General features: G+C 72.0%; 18 protein-coding genes. 5 read left to right on the top strand and 13 right to left on the bottom strand.

Annotated features, from left to right (window positions below; all coding sequences use genetic code 11):
• Positions 1–41: 41 nt before the first annotated feature.
• Together T328_RS01685 and T328_RS01690 are read left to right on the top strand one after the other, a co-directional pair.
• A complete protein-coding gene (locus T328_RS01685) occupies positions 42–1,049 on the top strand; it encodes a carbohydrate ABC transporter permease (protein ID WP_496493971.1) in 1,008 nt (335 codons plus the stop codon).
• A gap of 3 nt (positions 1,050–1,052) precedes the next feature.
• Positions 1,053–1,895, top strand: a complete 843-nt coding sequence (locus T328_RS01690) for a carbohydrate ABC transporter permease (protein WP_496493972.1) — start codon at positions 1,053–1,055, stop codon at positions 1,893–1,895.
• Positions 1,896–1,962: 67 nt separating this feature from the next.
• Here T328_RS01690 and T328_RS01695 read toward each other — a convergent pair whose 3' ends face one another.
• The 3 genes from T328_RS01695 to T328_RS01705 form a co-directional block, all read right to left on the bottom strand.
• Positions 1,963–2,709, bottom strand: coding sequence for a peptidoglycan recognition protein family protein (locus tag T328_RS01695; RefSeq protein ID WP_496493973.1), 747 nt, complete (start codon positions 2,707–2,709; stop codon positions 1,963–1,965).
• Positions 2,706–2,939, bottom strand: coding sequence for a hypothetical protein (locus tag T328_RS01700; RefSeq protein WP_496493974.1), 234 nt, complete (start codon positions 2,937–2,939; stop codon positions 2,706–2,708). The genes T328_RS01695 and T328_RS01700 overlap by 4 nt, the downstream gene beginning before the upstream one ends.
• A 245-nt stretch (positions 2,940–3,184) precedes the next feature.
• Positions 3,185–3,697, bottom strand: a complete 513-nt coding sequence (locus T328_RS01705; RefSeq protein WP_496493975.1) for an FHA domain-containing protein — start codon at positions 3,695–3,697, stop codon at positions 3,185–3,187.
• A 181-nt stretch (positions 3,698–3,878) separates the two neighbouring features.
• Here T328_RS01705 and T328_RS01710 point away from each other — a divergent pair, with 181 nt between their 5' ends.
• Positions 3,879–4,361: an NUDIX hydrolase gene (locus tag T328_RS01710; protein ID WP_496493976.1), complete on the top strand. Its 483-nt coding sequence runs from the start codon at positions 3,879–3,881 to the stop codon at positions 4,359–4,361.
• A gap of 13 nt (positions 4,362–4,374) precedes the next feature.
• On the opposite strand, the gene T328_RS01715 is transcribed toward T328_RS01710, so the two are convergent.
• Positions 4,375–5,838, bottom strand: a complete 1,464-nt coding sequence (locus T328_RS01715) for a VCBS repeat-containing protein (protein WP_496493977.1) — start codon at positions 5,836–5,838, stop codon at positions 4,375–4,377.
• A 91-nt stretch (positions 5,839–5,929) separates the two neighbouring features.
• Complete coding sequence (locus T328_RS01720) at positions 5,930–6,550, bottom strand: LysE family translocator (RefSeq protein WP_496493978.1); 621 nt, start codon at positions 6,548–6,550, stop codon at positions 5,930–5,932.
• Between the two features lie 98 nt (positions 6,551–6,648).
• Between T328_RS01720 and T328_RS01725 the strand changes: the two genes are divergently transcribed.
• Positions 6,649–7,572 carry a bile acid:sodium symporter family protein gene (locus T328_RS01725; RefSeq protein ID WP_496493979.1) on the top strand — a complete coding sequence of 308 codons (924 nt, stop codon included), beginning with the start codon at positions 6,649–6,651 and terminating at the stop codon, positions 7,570–7,572.
• Here T328_RS01725 and T328_RS01730 read toward each other — a convergent pair.
• From T328_RS01730 to T328_RS01760, 7 genes are all read right to left on the bottom strand, one after another.
• Positions 7,499–8,668 carry an alpha-hydroxy-acid oxidizing protein gene (locus T328_RS01730; RefSeq protein WP_496493980.1) on the bottom strand — a complete coding sequence of 390 codons (1,170 nt, stop codon included), beginning with the start codon at positions 8,666–8,668 and terminating at the stop codon, positions 7,499–7,501. The two genes, T328_RS01725 and T328_RS01730, sit on opposite strands and share 74 nt — an antisense overlap.
• Positions 8,665–10,959, bottom strand: coding sequence for an MMPL family transporter (locus tag T328_RS01735; protein WP_496493981.1), 2,295 nt, complete (start codon positions 10,957–10,959; stop codon positions 8,665–8,667). Before T328_RS01735 ends, T328_RS01730 begins: the two co-directional genes overlap by 4 nt.
• 248 nt (positions 10,960–11,207) lie before the next feature.
• On the bottom strand, positions 11,208–12,101 hold the full coding sequence (locus T328_RS01740) for an ABC transporter permease (protein ID WP_496493982.1): 894 nt from the start codon (positions 12,099–12,101) through the stop codon (positions 11,208–11,210).
• The gene (locus T328_RS01745) at positions 12,088–12,891 is read right to left on the bottom strand and encodes an ABC transporter ATP-binding protein (protein WP_496493983.1); all 804 of its coding nucleotides are present in this window, start codon (positions 12,889–12,891) and stop codon (positions 12,088–12,090) included. The genes T328_RS01740 and T328_RS01745 overlap by 14 nt, the downstream gene beginning before the upstream one ends.
• 33 nt (positions 12,892–12,924) lie before the next feature.
• Positions 12,925–14,043: an ABC transporter substrate-binding protein gene (locus T328_RS01750; protein ID WP_496493984.1), complete on the bottom strand. Its 1,119-nt coding sequence runs from the start codon at positions 14,041–14,043 to the stop codon at positions 12,925–12,927.
• A 185-nt stretch (positions 14,044–14,228) separates the two neighbouring features.
• Positions 14,229–14,633 carry a rhodanese-like domain-containing protein gene (locus tag T328_RS01755; RefSeq protein ID WP_496493985.1) on the bottom strand — a complete coding sequence of 135 codons (405 nt, stop codon included), beginning with the start codon at positions 14,631–14,633 and terminating at the stop codon, positions 14,229–14,231.
• Between the two features lie 3 nt (positions 14,634–14,636).
• Positions 14,637–15,140 (bottom strand): cysteine dioxygenase, encoded by a 504-nt coding sequence (locus tag T328_RS01760; RefSeq protein ID WP_496493986.1) that lies wholly within the window; start codon positions 15,138–15,140, stop codon positions 14,637–14,639.
• A 399-nt stretch (positions 15,141–15,539) separates the two neighbouring features.
• On the opposite strand from T328_RS01760, the gene T328_RS01765 reads away from it, so the two are divergent.
• Entirely contained in the window at positions 15,540–16,343 is an 804-nt protein-coding gene (locus T328_RS01765) for a pectate lyase (RefSeq protein ID WP_496493987.1), read from the top strand.
• 9 nt (positions 16,344–16,352) lie between these two features.
• On the opposite strand, the gene T328_RS01770 is transcribed toward T328_RS01765, so the two are convergent.
• Positions 16,353–17,108: a sirohydrochlorin chelatase gene (locus tag T328_RS01770; RefSeq protein ID WP_496493988.1), complete on the bottom strand. Its 756-nt coding sequence runs from the start codon at positions 17,106–17,108 to the stop codon at positions 16,353–16,355.
• Between the last annotated feature and the right edge of the window lie 29 nt (positions 17,109–17,137).

Below are 17,137 nucleotides of genomic sequence, written 5' to 3' on the forward strand. Positions count from 1 at the left end.
GCGCGGCAGCAGCGCCCGCCCGCCGAGAACAGGACCCTCCCGTGAAATCCGTGGAACCCGCGCACGCCGCGCCGCCCGGCCCGGAGCAGGCCCTCTCCGCGACATCCGTGAAACCCGAGCGGTCGACGCGGTCAGCGCGGCGGGGCCGCAAGAACCGCGACTGGCTGCACGGACTGCTCATGTCCGCCCCGGCCGTCGTCGGGCTCATCGTCTTCGTCGGTGTGCCGTTCGGCTACGCCGTGGTGCTCTCCTTCTACAACGTCCGCCTCGGCTCCCCTCTCGCACCGTCCTTCTTCGGCATGGAGCAGTACCGGCGCCTGTTCACCGACCCGGACATGTCCGGCCCGTTCCTGCGGGCGCTGCTGAACAACCTGACCTTCGCCGCGGTCGTCGTACCGGTGCAGACGGCCCTGGCGCTCGGTCTGGCGATCCTGCTCAACCGCAAGCTGAAGGCGATCGGTCTGTTCCGGTCCCTGTTCTTCATGCCGGTGGTCTTCCCGATGGCGCTGGTCGCCGTGATCTGGCGGCTCATCCTCGCCCGCAGCGACCAGGGCATGCTCAACTCCGCACTGGACGCGGTGAGTTTCGGCAACTGGGGCGCCTTCGACTGGCTCGGTGACGGTGCCACCGCGATGGCCTCGATCATCGTGCTGTCCATCTGGCAGGGCGTCGGCTTCCAGATGGTCATCCTCCTGGCCGGCCTCCAGCAGATCCCGGGCGAACTCTACGAAGCCGCCCGGCTCGACCGCGCCGGTCGCTGGCAGCAGTTCCGCCACGTCACCCTGCCCGGCATCCGCGGCACCCTCGTCTTCGTCGCCATGCTCACGTCGGTGCTCTCCTTCCGGGTCTTCGACCAGGTCTACGTCCTCGTCCGCGGTGGCGGCCTCGACGAGGAGGCCACCCGCACCGTGATGTACCAGACCGTCACCACCGCCTTCGACCAGAACAACATCGGCCAGGCATCTGCGATGACCGTCGTCTTCTTCCTGATCGTCGTCGTCCTGACGCTCATCCAGCGCCGCGTCATCCGGCCCGGAAACGAGGACTGACCCATGGGCACGTTCCCTACGCCCCTGCGCCGCTTCATGGACTACGCCGTACTCAGTGTGCTTGCCTTCATCTTCGTTCTGCCCGTGATCTACCTGTTCCTGGGCAGCCTCAAGCCGTCCGACGAGGTCCTCGGCGGCCTCTCGGGTTTCCTCCCGACCAACTTGTCCCTTGACAACTACTCCGCCGTCCTCAGCAGCCTCAACTCCGACAGCACCGGCTACTTCTGGCGCTTCATGGGCGTCTCCCTGCTGCTCGCGTTCGTGGTGGTGACGGGGGGCCTGTTCGTCAACTCGATGGCCGCGTACGGGCTGTCACGGCTGAAGTGGCGCGGCCGGGAAGGCGTCTTCACCCTCATCCTGCTGCTGATGCTGGTCCCGTTCGAGTCGGTGGCCGTGCCGCTCTTCTACATGTTCAACGACCAGCGCAACACCCTCTACATCCTGGCTCTCCCGTTCATCGCCAACGCCTTCTCGGTCTACCAGTTCCACACGTTCTTCCGCTCGATCCCGCTGAGCATCGACGAAGCCGCCCGCATGGACGGCGCCGGCCCCTGGCGTACCTTCTTCGCGATCATCGTCCCCATGTCGAAGCCGGCCTTCGCCTCCGTGGCGATCCTGACCTTCCTCATCCAGTGGGGCTCGTTCCTGTGGCCGGTGCTGATGGTCTCCGATCCGTCGGTCCGCCCCCTGCCGCTGGAAATGAGTGTCTTCCAGGGCCAGCAGCCCCCGGAATGGGGCCAGATCCTCGCCTTCGGCGTCCTCCTGGTCCTGCCCGTCCTGGTGGTCTTCGCCTTCTTCCAACGCTGGTTCGTCCAGGGAGTCGCCAGCTCCGCCGTCAAGGGCTGATCGTGTCGGCCGGTCCCGGGTGCCGGGTGCCGATGGGGCGTCGTAGAGAATCCGCGAGGGCGGTCCGTCAGCGGGAGAAGGTGGCGCCCCAGGTGGCGGGTCCGACGATGCCGTCGACGTCGAGGCCGTGCTTCGACTGGAAGTTCCGGCATGCGGCGTCGGAGTTGGGGCCGTAGGCGCCGTCCGCGGTGAGGCTGTAGCCGTGGGCGATGTTCATCTGGTTCTGCCAGGTGGCCACACTCGCGTGGTTGAAGGTCGGCGGCTGGCGGAAGTTGACGCCGGGGTGCGGCAGCGGGCCGCCGCCCGGGTTCGTCGCGCCGTTGAGCACGCCGTTCGCGTACAGGTTCCCCGGGCAGCCGGTGCTCAGGTGGTCACGGTGGCCGCAGATGGCCCGGGCCGCGCCGCCTTGTGTGCGCAGGCGGTTGACAGCGTAGCGGAAGGCGCTGATCAGGCCGGTGGTGATGGTGTCGTAGTTGCTCGCGGTCCCGCCGACGAGGCCGCAGACGGCGTACCAGTTCTGGTTGCCCGGGGTGGTGCCGTTTGCCGCTGTGCGGCGGTTCTCGCCGCGGCCCTGGAACACGTAGTCGTGGACGCACACCAGGTGGCTGTACGCGATGTCGTCCCAGCCGTTGCCGTCCATGTGGTGGTTCTGGATCCCGCGCACCTGTGCCGCGCAGTCGGCGTGGTTCCCGCGGGCGACGCGGACGCCGTCGACGTGGTGGACGGTGACCCCGCCGTGCTGCGGGGTGATGCTGCCGCTGGTGCTCCGCGGCGGGCGCGCGCCCCACGCGGACCGGGTGACGAACGTGGTCATCGGGCCCTCCGTCCGGACAGCGCGCAGTCGACGGTGGCGTTGAGGGGCTCCGTCTGTGCGTGGCGTAGGCCGCCGGAGGGGTGGACCGCGCCGGGGTGGTCGGGGCGGTTCACGATCGGCAGCTCGCGCGGGTCCGCGGCGAAGGCGTGACCGGAGCAGATCACCGGTGCGGCGGCCGCGGTAGCCGCGGCTATTCCCAGGAAGCCACGACGGGATGGTCGGTACGACATGTCGTCTCCAGACGGTTGTGGGTTTCGGGCGCTGCCTTGTGCGGATCTCCGTGTTCTCACGTGCGGGCGCACGCCAGGAGTACAGGACACCGGTAGCGCCGCGGTTGCGCCGTAGCCGTGGCTACGCGGCAGGCACGGGATCCCGGGAACACATCGCTCAGGTCACCGAGTCACCGCTGCGGCAACCGCCCCGACCGACTGTCCCGGCCCGGATCAAGCGCTCAGACGTGGCCGCGCCGGCGGGGTCAGCGGGCCGTCAGCAGATAGCGGGTGTGTCCGAAGCCCAGCTGGTCGCCCGGCCGGACCGGCGCCTCGCCCGTCAGCCGGCGGCCGTTGATGAACGTCCCGTTCGTCGAGCCGAGGTCCCGCAGCAGCCACACCCCGCTCGCGCAGCGCAGCTCCGCGTGCATCCGCGAGACGGTCTCCTCCATCAGCCGCAGCCCGTTGCGCGGATCCCGCCCTATACGCAGCGGGAACGCGCCCGGCGCCGGCAGCATCAGCGGCGGTAGCCGCTCCGCCTGCCACGCCTGCTTCACCCGCACGCCGAGCGACGACGCCTTGGCGACCGTGCCGAGGATCGCCCGCGTCAACCGCCCCTCCCGCGGCGGCAGATCGGCCGTCAGCGCCACCAGCTGCTCGTGCGAGTGGGCGGCGAAGGCCAGCTCCATCCGGGCCAGGAACGTGTCCTGCGACAGCCGGCCCTCCGCCGCGCCGTCGCGCAGCAACTCGATGGCCCTGTCCCGTTCTTCGTCGGACACGCGAGGGGTCCCCGCCGGGTACACGGGGAAGGCGGAAGACGTGGGGTGGTCGGAGCCGGACACCTTCGAATTGTCGGGCTGGGCGGCTGCGGGTGTCCAGTACGCTTCCGTTCCCGTACGGACCCGTGACAAATGATCGACACGCCGCCGCGCCCCGTCGGACAGGGCCTAGGGTCGGGTCATGCGCACACCCCGCCGCGCGGCCCGGCTCGCCCTCCTCGACTCCACCGGCGCGATCTTCATGTTCCGCTACGACGACGTGGAGGCCGGCATCCACTGGGCCACGCCCGGCGGCGGCCTGGACCCCGACGAGAGCCCCCGCGCGGGTGCGGTGCGGGAGCTGCACGAGGAGACCGGCTGGACGGACGTCGAGGCCGGGGAGCTACTGTGCACCTGGGTCCACGACTTCACCCGGCAGGGCGTCCCGGTGCGCCAGCACGAGCACATCTACCTGGCCGCCGGGCCGCGCCGCGAGCCGACCCCCGAGGCGGTCGCCCGGCATCCGGCGGACCGGATCCTCGGCTGGCGCTGGTGGCCGCCGGAGGAGGTGGCGGAGCCGTACGAGCCGCTGTGGCCCCCGCCGCTGGCCCGCCTCCTCGCCGGTCGCGGCGGCGGGCCGGTGGACCTCGGCTACCTGCCCGTCGCCCCCTCGCACCGCGCGTAGCGGCGGATACCCGCTATCCGGCGTCCCGGGTGAGGACGAAGTCGCGCTCCCGCACCGACGTCCCGTCCGGCGTGCCGCGCAGAATCCAGTAGCCGGACTCCTCGGGCGGCTCGCCCGCGCGGAACGTGCCGACCACGAGGTCGTCGTACCCGTCCGTGTCGAGGTCGGCGAGGTCCAGCTGCCAGCCGAAGAAGTGGTCCGCGTTCGGGCGCCCGCGGCGCTCCGCCCCCAGATCCTGCGGCACGACGACCTGCGCGCCGTCCGCGTCGAGGCCGTCGGCGCCGCCCAGGGCGACCGTGACCTTGCCCTCCCCGCCGCTCGCGGAGTGGGACGTGGCGAGGTCGTCCGTCCCGTCGCCGTTCACGTCGCCGACGACGTACCCCAGGTCGACCTGCCGGTCCAGCTCGGCGTCGCCGCGGCCGCCCCCCGGGCCCGCCGGGCTGCCGTAGGTGACGACGGCGCGGTCCTCCTCCTGCCGGGCGACGATGTCGTCCGTCCCGTCGTCGTCGAAGTCGCCGGACACGAGCGGAACGGCGGCGTCGCTCAGTGCGGGGGACCCGGAGAGGGCGCCCGGCACAGCGCCGGCGAGCCGCAGCCCTTCGGGCGTGCCGCGGTAGTACGCCACGTCGAGGACGCCGTCCGGCATGTCCTCCTCGAAGCGCACGTCCTCCTCGCCGTAGTTGGCCCTGGCGACCAGGTCGTCGCGGCCGTCGCCGTCGAAGTCGCCGGTGACCACCTCGTTGATCGACGCCCAGCCGTCGGAGCCCACGTCGATGTCCGCCGTCGAGCGCGGCTTCGCGCCGGCGCGGGAGAGGGGGCCGCGTAGCACGGTGGCGGGCTGGGCGCGGCGGTTGTATTCGGCGCCCTCGTGGCCGGCGAGGGTCAGCAGGTCGAGGGTGCCGTCGCCGTCGAAGTCGGCCACGGCGGTGGCCGGGTCGGCGTCCCGGGGCAGGTCGGTGGCGGCCACGGGTCCTTCGGGGCCGCCCCACACGATGCGCTGCTTCCCGGAGTCGGAGCCGTCCGGGCCCCGTACCCCGCGGACGAGGACGTCGGCGTAGCCGTCGTCGTCGAGGTCCCCGGTGAGCTGCGCGGAGTAGTCGTGGCCCACGGGGAACTGCGGCAGCGGGCCGTGCGGCGGATAGCACCCGGAGAGGGGGAAGGCGGCCGACGGGTCCGGGCCGCCGTCCGCGGCGCGGAGCACGAAGCGGTTGCTGCGCCACGACGTGCCGCTCTTGTACCAGCCGTTGAGGACCGCGTCGGCGTGCCCGTCGCCGTCCACGTCGTCTTCAACGGGCCCGCCGGCCCGTTCGGAGGCGCCGCCGCCCTGGCCGGAGGCGTACGTGCACGCGGCCGGCCTGCGGGCATCGCCCCCGCCGCCGCCGTCATCGCCTCCGTCGTCGCCGCCGCAGCCGGCGGCCAGCAGGGCGGCCGGGAGCACGACGGCCGCGAGTATCCGTCCCGATGCGGTGAGGTACATGGCGCACGAGTCTGCGGCGTGCAGCGCACGGGCGCATAACGGTGCGGTCAGGGTCCCGTTCCAGCCCGTACGGCCCGGGCCCGCGCCCCGCTCAGTGCTCCACCGCCAGCCGGATCCCCAGCGCCACCAGCACCGTGCCGGACACCTGCTCCAGCCGCTTGCGCACGCCCGCCCGCGACAGCACACCCTTCAGCCGCCCCACGAACCACACGTACATCGCGTACCAACCCACCTCGTACACCGCCCAAAGCGCGGCGAACGCCACCGTCGTCGTCGGCTGCGGCGCCGACGCCGGCACGAACTGCGGCAGGAAAGACATCGCGAAGACGCCCACTTTCGGGTTGGCCAGGTTCAGCAGCAGCCCCGCGCGGTACGCGCGCCACGACGTGACCTCCTCCGCCGCCCGGTCCGCGAACTCCGCCGCCGTCCCCCGCCGCGCCGCGCGCAGCGCCTGCACCCCGAACCAGACCAGCACCGCCGCGCCGACCCAGCGCATCACGTCGTACGCCAGCTGCGAGGCCGCCAGCAGCGCCGTGAGGCCGAACGCGGCGACGGCGCCCCACAGGAAGACGCCCGTCTCGTTGCCGAGGACGGTCATCATCCCCGCGCGGCGGCCGCGCATGGAGTTGCGGATGATCAGGACCGTGCTGGGGCCGGGCGTGGCGGCGATCAGCGTGCAGGCCCCCAGGAAGGCGAGGAGAGTCGCGAGCATGCGCGCCATCATGGCCCGGGCGAAACGGAGGCGCCATCGGATTAACGCACCCCTTCCGGCCTGGACAGCGTGCGGCGCCACCCAGCAGTCTGGTGCGCGTGAACTCCCCGGTAACGACCGTGCTGATGCCCGTCGTCCTCGCCGTCATCATGTACGGCCTCGGCCTGGGCCTCACGCTCGCCGACTTCCGGCGCGTACGGCACCACCCCCGCGCCGTCGCCGCGGCGCTGGTGTGCCAGGTGCTGCTGCTGCCCGCCGCCTGCTTCGGGCTGGTGCTGGCCTTCGACCTGGCGCCCGTGTACGCGGTGGGGATGATGCTGCTGGCCGCCTCGCCGGGCGGCGCCATCGCCAACTACTACAGCCGGCTCTTCGGCGGCGACGTCGCCCTCAACATCACGCTCACCGCCGTCAACTCCGCTCTGTCGCTGTTCTCCCTGCCGCTGATCGTCAACTTCTCGCTGGAGTACTTCGACGTCGGCCGCGACAACCTGGGCCTGAACTACGACAAGATCCTCCAGGTCTTCGCCATCGTGCTGATCCCCGTCGGGCTCGGCATGCTGACCCGGGCCCGCGCCCCGCGGGTCCGGGAGCGCATCGACCGGCCGGTCCGGGTGGCGTCCCTGTTCGGCCTCTTCCTGGTGATCGTCGGCGTGGCCGTGGTCGAGCGGGACCGGATCACCGACTCGTTCGTGGACCTCGGGCCGATCACGTTCCTGTTCACCCTGGTCTCGCTGGCCGTCGGCTACGGCGCCACCCGGCTGGTGCGCGCGGCGCATCCGCAGGCCGTGGCGTGCTGCTTCGAGATCGGGATGCACAACGTGGGGCTGGCCATGACCATCGCGATCAGCCCCACGCTGCTGGACAGCACCGAGATGGCCATGCCCGGCGCGGTGTACGCCGTCCTCAGCTACGTCGCCGCCACCGCCGCGGGGTACGCGCTGCGGGCGATCAGCCCGGAGGGCGGGGCACGTCGTCCGGCCCCAGTTCGCCCGTCGAGCGGTGACCCGACAGTCCCAGGGTGAGGTCGAGGTCGGCGAGCAGGCTGCGGAGCACGTGCGCCACGCCCTCCTCGCCGCCGTGGGCGAGCCCGTAGGCGTACGGCCTGCCGTACAGCACCGCACGCGCGCCCAGCGCGAGGGCCTTGAGCACGTCGGCCCCGGTGCGTACCCCCGAGTCGAAGAGCACCTCGACCCGGTCGCCGACCGCCGCCGCGATCTCCGGCAGCACGTCGAGTGCGGCGACGGCGCCGTCGACCTGCCGGCCGCCGTGGTTGGAGACGACGACGCCGTCCATGCCGGCGTCCGCGGCCCGGCGGGCGTCGGCCACGTGCTGGATGCCCTTGAGCAGGATCGGCCCGTCCCAGTGCGCCCGCAGGAACGGCAGCCGGTCCCACGTCCGGTCCGTGCCCGTGAACATCGGCACCCAGCGCAGCACCGCCGCCCCCAGGTCCTCCTCCGGCGGCTTCGCCAGGCCCGCGCGGAAGGCCGGGTCGGAGAAGGCAACCGCGGTGCCGACGCCGCGGATGAACGGCAGGTACGCGGCGTCGAGGTCGTGCGGGCGCCAGGCCAGCGTCCAGGTGTCGAGGGTGACGACGAGGGCGGTGAAGCCCGCGGCGCGGGCGCGCGCCAGGATGCTGGCGCACACCTCGTCGTCGTTCGGCCAGTACAGCTGGTACCAGCGCGGGCCCGCGCCGCTCGCCTCCGCGACCTCCTCGATGGAGTACGAGGAGGCCGTGGACATCACCATCGGGACCCCGAGGGCGGCGGCGGCGCGGGCCGTGGCCCGCTCGCCGTCGGGGTGCAGGATCGACTGCACCCCGACGGGCGCCAGCAGGACGGGCGCGGGGAGCGCGGAGCCCAGCACGGTGGTGGCCAGGCTCCGCTCGGTGGCGCCGCTCAGCATGCGCGGGACGAGGCGGACCCGGTCGAACGCCTCCCGGTTGGCCCGGGCGGTGGCGCCCGAGCCGGCCGCGCCCGCGACGTACCAGAACGGACCGTCCGCCAGCCGCTCGCGCGCGGACTGCTCCAGCGCGGTGAGGTCGGTGGTGAACGGCGGCACCTTGTCGGCCAGGCCGTTCAGGTAGATCTCGCTCTGGTAGTTGCCGAACGGCAGGTTCATCGGCGGCTCCCTTCGACCAACGGAGAGTGTGCGGGAACCGGCGGCACGACGCTACCCGTCGGTGCCGGCCGCGGCTCGTCGTGCTCCAGGTCGGGCAGCCAGCGCAGCGCCTTCGGGAAGTGCCAGTTGCGCTCGCCGAGCAGCGACATCACCGCGGGAAGCAGCACGCCGCGGATGATCGTCGCGTCGATCAGGACCGCCGTCGCGAGGCCCACGCCCATCTGCTTCATGGACTGCATCGACAGCGTGCCGAAGATCGAGAACACCGCGACCATGATGACGGCCGCGCTGGTCACCACGCCCGCGGTGGTGATCACACCGTGCGAGATGGCGTCCGCGGTGCCGCGGCCCTGGGCCCGCGCCTCCTTGATCCGGGAGACCACGAACACGTGGTAGTCCATGCTCAGCCCGAAGAGGATGACGAAGAGGAACAGCGGCAGCCAGGCGACGATCGCCCCGACGCCCTCGGCGCCCACCAGGCCCGCGCCCCAGCCGTGCTGGAAGACCATGGTCAGCACGCCGTACGCCGCGCCCACCGACAGCAGGTTGAGCAGGATCGAGGTGATCGCGATCGTCAGCGACCGGAAGGCCATCAGCATCAGCAGGAAGGCGAAGGCCACCACGAAGATGAAGACCGGCACCACCGCGCCGACCAGCTGGTCGTTGAAGTCCTTGCTCCCGGCCACCTGGCCGCCGACCGGCGCCTCGACGCCGTCCACCGCCTCCAGCGTCACCGGCCGGATCTCGTCGCGGAGCAGGCTGAGGCTCTTCTCGGCCTTGTCCTGGTCGGAGCCGCCGACCAGGGGCACCTCGATGATGGCCACGTTCTTGTCGTCGTGGACCTGGATGTCGATCGGGCCCTTCGACGCGCCGGTGTCGAGCGCCTGCTCCTCGAAGTCGACGATGGCCTTGCGGACCTCGGGCGCGTTGATGTCGTCGGCCCTGACCACCACCTCGGCGGGGTCGGAGCCGCCGGGGAACGCCTCGTTGACCCGGTCGTAGGTCTGCACGATCGGCAACGAGTCGCCGAACTCCTGGTCCAGCGTGAGGTTCGCCGTGTTCATCCCGAGCGCCGGCAGGGCGATCGCCGCCAGCGCGCCCGTGGCCACCACCACCGCCACCTTCGGGCGGCGCAGCACCCGCGTCAGCACGGCCCGCCACACCCGGCTCTCGCCGCCGGCGTTGGACCGGCCCCGCTTCAGCCGGGCCAGGAACGGCACCCGGCCCTTCTCGACCCGCTCGCCGAGCAGCGACAGCATCGCCGGCAGCACGGTGACCGAGCCGACCATGGCCACCGCGACCACCATCAGCGACGCCACGCCCATCGCCTCGAAGTCGGCGAGGCCGGTGAAGAGCATGCCGCACATCGCGACGATGACCGTGATCCCGGAGACCAGCACCGCGCGCCCGGAGGTGGCGGCGGCGATCTCCAGCGCGGTACGCGCGTCCCGGCCCTTGGCCCGCTCCTCGCGTTCGCGGCGCAGGTAGAACAGGCAGTAGTCGACGCCGACGGCCAGCCCCACCAGCAGCATCACCGAGTCCGCGACGTCGCTCATCGGCTGGACGTGGCTGACCACGCCCATGAGGCCCATCGTGGCCACGATCGCGGTCAGCGCCAGCACCACCGGCAGCAGCGCGGCCACGAACGCGCCGAAGACGATCAGCAGGATGCCGAAGGCGATCGGCACCGCCGAGTACTCCGCCTTCTTGAAGTCCTCGCCGAACGCGTCGTCGAAGGTCTTCTCCATGCTGGCGCCGCCGATCTCCTCGACCAGCAGCCCCTGCGACCTGTGTTCCTCCTGGACCTTCGCGACGGCGTCGGTCACCGGCTCCACCCGGTCGGCCGCGGTCTCCGGGTCGCCCTTCATCCGGAACTGCACCAGCGCGGAGCGCCCGTCCTCGGAGATCGTGTCGCTGTCGTACGGCGAGACGACGTCCGCCACCTCGCCGGTGCCCTGCACGGCCCGTACGACGTCCTCGACGGCCGTACGGAACTCGCCGGCCGACGCCTTCAGCGCGCCGTCCGGCGACTGGACGAGCACGCTCTCCCCGACCGGCTCGTCCACCCCCGCGTCCTCAAGGATCTTCGCGGACCGCCCGGTCTCGCCCGGGACCTCCTCGCTGTCGCTGACCTCCGCCCGCCCCGCCGCCGAGCCGGCGACGGTCGCCAATACCACGAACAACACCCAGACACCCACCGCGGCCCAGCGGTGGGTGACGCTCCAGCCGCCGACGGCCGCGGCGACGCCCTGCCGCCGCCTCGTATGCCCTGGCGTCCTCGGTGCCCCCATCGTCGCTCTCCCTCGTCGCGCGGCGGCGGCACACTGCCCCCACCTGCCGATACGACGCTAGAGAAGCGCGGCTGAGGTCCCCATCGTGCTGGCTGGTGAACCCGGTGGCGCTCAGCTCCACCGAAAGTACGGGGGATAACCCCACCCCGGAGGAGTCATGTCCCTTACACGCACATCACCGGGGGCAGTTCCGGGACCTGTTCTGCGGCCCGGAACGGCCCCCGGTGCGCGCGGGGAACAGCTCGTGCTCAGCGCGTGACGAGCAGTCCCCGGTTGCGCAGTACGCGGCGTTCCATCGGGCCGAAGACCAGTAGTTCGATGGCGACGCCGACGATGAGGATCAGCAGGATCGCGTTGAGCACGATCGCCATGTCCTGGTAGCCGCGGCCGGTCTCCAGCAACTGGCCCAGGCCCACCCCGAGATCGGGGGAGGTGGCGATGATCTCCGCGGCCATCAGGGACCGCCAGGAGAACGCCCAGCCCTGCTTGAGCCCGGCGAGGTAGCCGGGCAGCGCCGCCGGCAGCAGCACGTGCCGTACGCCGTGCAGGCCGGTGGCGCCGATGACCTGGCCGGCGCGTAGGTACAGGGGCGGGATCTGGCCGATGCCGGAGACCAGCCCGTTGGCGATCGACGGGACGGCGCCGAGCAGCACCACCGCGTAGATCATCGACGGGGTGAGGCCGAACCAGATGATCGCGGCCGGCACCCAGGCCACCGACGGCAGCGACTGCAGCCCGGTGAGGATCGGGCCGATCGCGGCGCGCACGAACGGCACCTTGGCGACGATCAGTCCGAGCGGGGTGCCGATGGCGATGGCGATGAGGAAGCCGAGCACGCCGCGGGACAGGCTCGTCCAGATGGTCTCGAAGAGCGTGCCCTCGTACCACTGGTCGGCGAACGCGTCCCAGACCTGGCCGGGGCCCGGGAGCTGGTAGTCGGGCTTGACCTCCAGCACGTACAGCAGCTGCCAGACGGCCAGCACCAGCGCGATCGCGATGATCGGCGGCAGCACCTTCTGCAGCAGCACCTGCCGCAGCGGGGTGCGCGACGCGGTGTGGGTGTCGAGGGCGTCGAGGCCGGCTTCGAGCCCGGCGAGGCCGGGGGCGGAGTCCTCGCCGCTCTTGGTCTCAGTGCTTGCCATGGCGGCGGATCTCCTCTCGCAGCTCTTCGGTGATCTCCAGCGACAGGTTGGCCACTTCGGTGTCCTCGATCCGGCGCGGCTGCGGGATGTCGATGGCCCACTCCCGGGCGATGCGCCCGGGGCGCGAGGACATGAGGATGACGCGCTCGGCGAGCTTGACGGCCTCGCGCACGTTGTGGGTGACGAAGAGCACGGAGACCTTCGTCTCCGTCCAAATGCGGGTCAGCTCGTCGTGCAGCACGTCGCGGGTGATGGCGTCGAGCGCGGCGAACGGCTCGTCCATCAGCAGCACCCTGCTGTCCTGGGCGAGCGAGCGGGCCAGCGCGACGCGCTGGCGCATGCCGCCGGACAGCTCGTGCACCCGCTTGCCGTACGCGCCGGCCAGCCGGACGAGTTCGAGCAGGCGCTCCGCCTCGCCGCGGCGCTCGGCCTTGGGCAGGCCGCGCATCTTCAGCGCCAGCTCGATGTTCTTGCCCGCGGTCAGCCACGGGAACAGCGCGTGCTCCTGGAACATCAGCGCCGGGCGCTGCGCGCCGGGTATCTCGATGGTCCCGGCGGACGGGGCGTCGAGGCCGGCGACCAGGTTGAGCAGGGTGGACTTGCCGCACCCGGACGCGCCGAGCAGCGTGACGAACTCGCCCGGCGCGACGTCGACGCTGATGTCGTCGAGGACCAGCAGCCGTTCGCCGGGGCGGCCGAAGGACTTGGACACGTGCGTGATGCGGGCCGCGGGCCCGGCCCCGGCCTGCGCGGAGCCGGCCGGGGCGTCGTCGGTGATGGCGGTGGACATCTCTTGCACCTCCCGGAGGTGAGGCGGGCAGAACTACTCGACGCCGAGGCCGGCGTCGTCGACGGCGGGCCGGCCCTCGCTCTTGAGCACCTCGTTGAGGATGGACAGGTCGTAGATGCCGTCGGTCTTCGCCTCGTCGAGCAGCCCCGACGTGACGCTGTGGTCGGCCTGTTCGCCGAGGGTGGTGGCGAGGGGGTCGTCGGTGACCTCGATCTCGCCGAACGCGCGGTTCAGCACCTCGTCCGGCAGCGGCTTGCCCCCGTACTCCTTGAGGCTGGCGTTGATCAGGGTCTTGGTCTCGTCCGGGTTGTCCTTGATCCAGGCGTTGGTCTTCACCGAGCCGCGGATGACGGCCTCGACCACGTCGGGGTGGTCCTTGAGGAACGTCTGCGAGACGATCAGGTGGGTGGTGACGAACTTGCCGTCCTCCCACAGATCCTTCTCGTTCAGCAGCACCTCGCCGCCCTTGGCGACGAGATTGGACGCGGTCGGCTCCGGCACCCAGGCGCCGTCGAGGCCGCCCTGCTGGAAGGTGGTCGGGATCTCCTTGTTGTCCTGGCGGATCACCGAGACGTCGCCCTTGCCGGACTGCGGGTCGACCTCCAGGTCCTCGCCGGCGAGGTAGTTGAGCAGCGCCACGTCCTGGGTGTTGCCGATCTGGGGCGTGGCGATCCGCTTGCCCTCCAGGTCGTCCAGGGTCTTGACCTTGTCGGGGTTGACGACGAGCGAGGCGCCGCCGGAGGTGGCGCCCGCGACGATGCGCAGGTTGCGGCCGTCCGCCTGGGTGTAGCCGTTGATGGCGGGGGAGGGGCCGATCCAGGTCATGTCGACGGAGCCGGCGTTGAGCGCCTCGATGGCGGACGGGCCGGCGTTGAAGATCTGCGGCTTGACGGCGGTGCCGCCCAGCTCCTTGGTGATCAGGCCGTCGTCGCCGAGGCCGACCAGGGGGGTCGCGTGGGTCACGTTGCCGAAGAAGCCGATGTTGATCTCGTCGAGGCCGCCGATCTTCTCGCCCTGCGCGGCGGGGGCCGCGTCGCCGCCCTCGTCGTCGCTGTCGGAGCCGTAGCCGCAGGCGGTCAGGGCGAGGAGGGGGAGGGCGGCGGTGCCGGCGAGCAGACGTATGGCCGCGCGGCGGCGGCGTGGTGCAGACACGGGAGGGTCATCCTCTCGGGGTTGTTCCGGGAATCAACATCGTCTTTCCGATTATCCCTATTGACTTAGTAGGGATAATCCCCCCGGGGTAGATCGGTCAAGGGGGTTCTTGAGGCGTGGACGAACGGCCCGAGATTCGGGTAGCTCATTCGTGTGCTTTTGCTTGCCTTTGTGGGGGAGGGGTGTTACGGGAGTGTGACCGGTAGGCCGGCCCGCCGCCACGCCTGAAAACCGCCGGTCAGATCCGTCGCGCGGGACAGCCCGAGCGCCCGGAGGGAGGCGGCGGCGAGCGACGAGGCGTATCCCTCGTCACACATGACGATCCAGTGCACATCCGTGCCGGTGGCCTCGGCCACGGTCGCGCCGCTGGACGGGTCGCAGCGCCACTCCAGGTGGTTGCGCTCCACCAGCAGCGCCCCCGGCACGGTGCCGGACGCGCGCCGCTGGAACTCGGGCCGGGTGTCCACGAGCACGGCGCCTTCGGCGAGGGCGGCGTACGCCTGCTGCGGGGTGAGGCGGTCCAGCGTGGCGCGTACGGCGGCGAGCATGCCGTCGATGCCGTCGATGCCGGAGCCGTTGCCGGTGGTCATCGGTCAGTCCACCGGGTCGGTACGGACCGGGCGCAGGCCGCCGTCGGGCACCTCGGCGTAGTACGACATGGCCGACAGCGCCGGCGCGTAGGCGTGGAGGCTGACGGCCGGCTCCGCGCCGGCGTTGACCACCTCGTGGACGTGCCGCGGTCCGAACGCGCGCAGCCCGCCGACGGCCAGCTTCCGTGCCCGCGGCGCGTCGCCCCGCAGCCCGGGGAAGGTGCGCTCGGTGAGCGCCCCCGCCACGACCGTGAACGCGCCCGCGGCGCCGCCGTGGTCGTGGATCTCGGTGCCCTGGCCCGGCAGCCAGGTCAGCAGCCAGACCTCGTACCCGCCGGACACCTCCAGCCGGGTGTGGAAGCGGGCCGCGGCGTCGAAGCGGACGGCCGGGCGCCAGCGGTGGGGACGGCGGGCGAGGCCGCGTACGACCTCGCCGAGCGCGGCGGGGGACAGGGCTGCGGGGGCCCCGGCGGGCGGGGCGGGGGAGAGGGTCGGCGGGGTGGACATGGAACCTCATTCGGGGTCGGTCGTACGGGCGGGTGGAATCAACGGGTGGCGAAGCACCCGTGCGGAAGGCACCCGCGGCGTACGCCCGGGCGCGGCCGTCTACGGACGGCCGCGGAGACACAGCGCGCTCGCCACGCGCACCAGATCCACGTGGTGGCGTGCGAAGAAGCGCTGGTCGATGGGCATGACCGGACGATCGCAGAATTCCCCGCCACATTCAATTCCCGTACCCGCGACGGGAATTGACGACAAAATTCCGAAACAACGTGAAGCGTTTGTTAAATCCGCGACCGGGGTGAAATCCACGCGGTGCGCCGACGGGATCGCGTACGACCGGCAACCTCCCGGGCGCCGGTGGCGACCTTCCAGCGAACGCCCCCCACAGAAAGGGAAGGTTCCATGGCACGGAAGCACGGGAAGCGCTTCACGGTGAAGCGTGCGCTCATCGGCGCGGTGAGCGCCGTCGCCCTCGGCGCCGGAGCACTCGCCACCTCGCTGGCCTCGCCGGCGTCGGCCGCCGAGTGGCCCACGCCCAGCGGCGAGGAGGGTGTCAGCGAGACGCGGGTCATCAGCGGCGAGTTCGACGGCGGCCTGACGCGCTTCTACGGCGAGGGCGACCTCGGCGGCGGCGGGCAGGGCGAGGGCCAGGATGCCATCTTCGAGCTGGAGGACGGCGCCACGCTCAAGAACGTCATCCTCGGCTCTCCGGCAGCCGACGGCGTGCACTGCGAGGGCAGCTGCACCCTGGAGAACGTGTGGTGGGAGGACGTCGGCGAGGACGCCGCCACCTTCCGCGGCGGCGACGGCTCCCAGTTCACCGTCAACGGCGGCGGCGCCCGCCAGGCCGAGGACAAGGTGCTGCAGCACAACGGCGGCGGCACGCTGACCGTCAGCGGCTTCGCGGTCGAGGACTTCGGCGCGCTGTACCGCTCCTGCGGCAACTGCTCCAGCCAGTACGAACGGCACGTGGTCTTCAACGACGTCGAGGTGACCGCGCCCGGCGACCGGCTGGCCGGCATCAACGTCAACTACGGCGACACCGCGGAGTTCAACAACATCACGATCATCGGCGACGACGGCCGCGAGATCGAGCCCTGCGTGAAGTACGAGGGCAACGACTCCGGCGACGAGCCCGACGAGATCGGCTCCGGCCCCGACGGCACCAACTGCCTCTACGAGGAGTCGGACATCACCTATCAGTGAGCGAAGCGGCTAAGCAGTGAGCGGGAGCTGCTCGCCGGCGCGTGCCTCGTCGTACCGCCGCGCGAGCAGCTCCGCCAGCTCCGGCGCCGCGCCCAGCACGGGCGCGAGCACGTCCGCCCGGGCCTCGGCCGCACCGTGCACGATGCGGTCCGGCAGGAATCCCGGGGCGATGACGTACGGCGCGACCGCCACCCGCTCGGCGCCGTCCGCGCGCAGCGCGCGGACGGCGTCCGCGGTACGGGGCGGGGCCGCGGAGGCGAACGCGGGCCGCACGGCGCACCATCCCGCGGTGCGCCGCCACTCCCGCGCGGTCCCGGCGACGCTCGCGAGCGCCTCCGGGTCGGAGGAGCCCGCCGCCGCCAGCACGACGCCCGTGCGGGCCCGTTCGGCGGGCAGGTGCAGCCCGGCCTCCGCCATCCGGCGGTCCAGCGCCGCCGTCAGCAGCGCGTCGGGGCCCAGCACGCCGCCCTGCACCACGCGCAGCCGCGGCAGGACGGCCCGTACCTCGTCCAGCACGGCGGGGATGTCGGACTTGGCGTGGAAGGCGCGGGCCAGCAGCAGCGGCAGCGCGACGACGTCCCGTACGCCCTCGTCGTACAGCCGCCGCAGCGCCCGCGGCACGCGCGGGGCGCAGTGGTCCAGATAGCAGGTCTCCACCCGCGCGTGCGGCCGCGCCGCCGCCACCCGCGCCGCGAGCGCGGCGACGGTGGCGGCGTGCCGCGGGTCGCGGCTGCCGTGGGCGACGATCAGCAGTACGGGATGCATGGCTCGCAAAGCTAGGACGGTGCGGTTGG

The organism is Streptomyces sp. CNX435 (assembly GCF_059570575.1).

Excerpts from the sequence above, each read along its gene's own strand:
- T328_RS01690 (WP_496493972.1), top strand. The coding sequence starts at position 1,053 with ATGGGCACGTTCCCTACGCCCCTGCGCCGCTTCATGGACTACGCCGTA.
- T328_RS01695 (WP_496493973.1), bottom strand. The coding sequence starts at position 2,709 with ATGACCACGTTCGTCACCCGGTCCGCGTGGGGCGCGCGCCCGCCGCGG.
- T328_RS01700 (WP_496493974.1), bottom strand. The coding sequence starts at position 2,939 with ATGTCGTACCGACCATCCCGTCGTGGCTTCCTGGGAATAGCCGCGGCT.
- T328_RS01710 (WP_496493976.1), top strand. The coding sequence starts at position 3,879 with ATGCGCACACCCCGCCGCGCGGCCCGGCTCGCCCTCCTCGACTCCACC.
- T328_RS01715 (WP_496493977.1), bottom strand. The coding sequence starts at position 5,838 with ATGTACCTCACCGCATCGGGACGGATACTCGCGGCCGTCGTGCTCCCG.
- T328_RS01720 (WP_496493978.1), bottom strand. The coding sequence starts at position 6,550 with ATGCTCGCGACTCTCCTCGCCTTCCTGGGGGCCTGCACGCTGATCGCC.
- T328_RS01730 (WP_496493980.1), bottom strand. The coding sequence starts at position 8,668 with ATGAACCTGCCGTTCGGCAACTACCAGAGCGAGATCTACCTGAACGGC.
- T328_RS01735 (WP_496493981.1), bottom strand. The coding sequence starts at position 10,959 with ATGGGGGCACCGAGGACGCCAGGGCATACGAGGCGGCGGCAGGGCGTC.
- T328_RS01740 (WP_496493982.1), bottom strand. The coding sequence starts at position 12,101 with ATGGCAAGCACTGAGACCAAGAGCGGCGAGGACTCCGCCCCCGGCCTC.
- T328_RS01745 (WP_496493983.1), bottom strand. The coding sequence starts at position 12,891 with ATGTCCACCGCCATCACCGACGACGCCCCGGCCGGCTCCGCGCAGGCC.
- T328_RS01755 (WP_496493985.1), bottom strand. The coding sequence starts at position 14,633 with ATGACCACCGGCAACGGCTCCGGCATCGACGGCATCGACGGCATGCTC.
- T328_RS01760 (WP_496493986.1), bottom strand. The coding sequence starts at position 15,140 with ATGTCCACCCCGCCGACCCTCTCCCCCGCCCCGCCCGCCGGGGCCCCC.
- T328_RS01765 (WP_496493987.1), top strand. The coding sequence starts at position 15,540 with ATGGCACGGAAGCACGGGAAGCGCTTCACGGTGAAGCGTGCGCTCATC.
- T328_RS01770 (WP_496493988.1), bottom strand. The coding sequence starts at position 17,108 with ATGCATCCCGTACTGCTGATCGTCGCCCACGGCAGCCGCGACCCGCGG.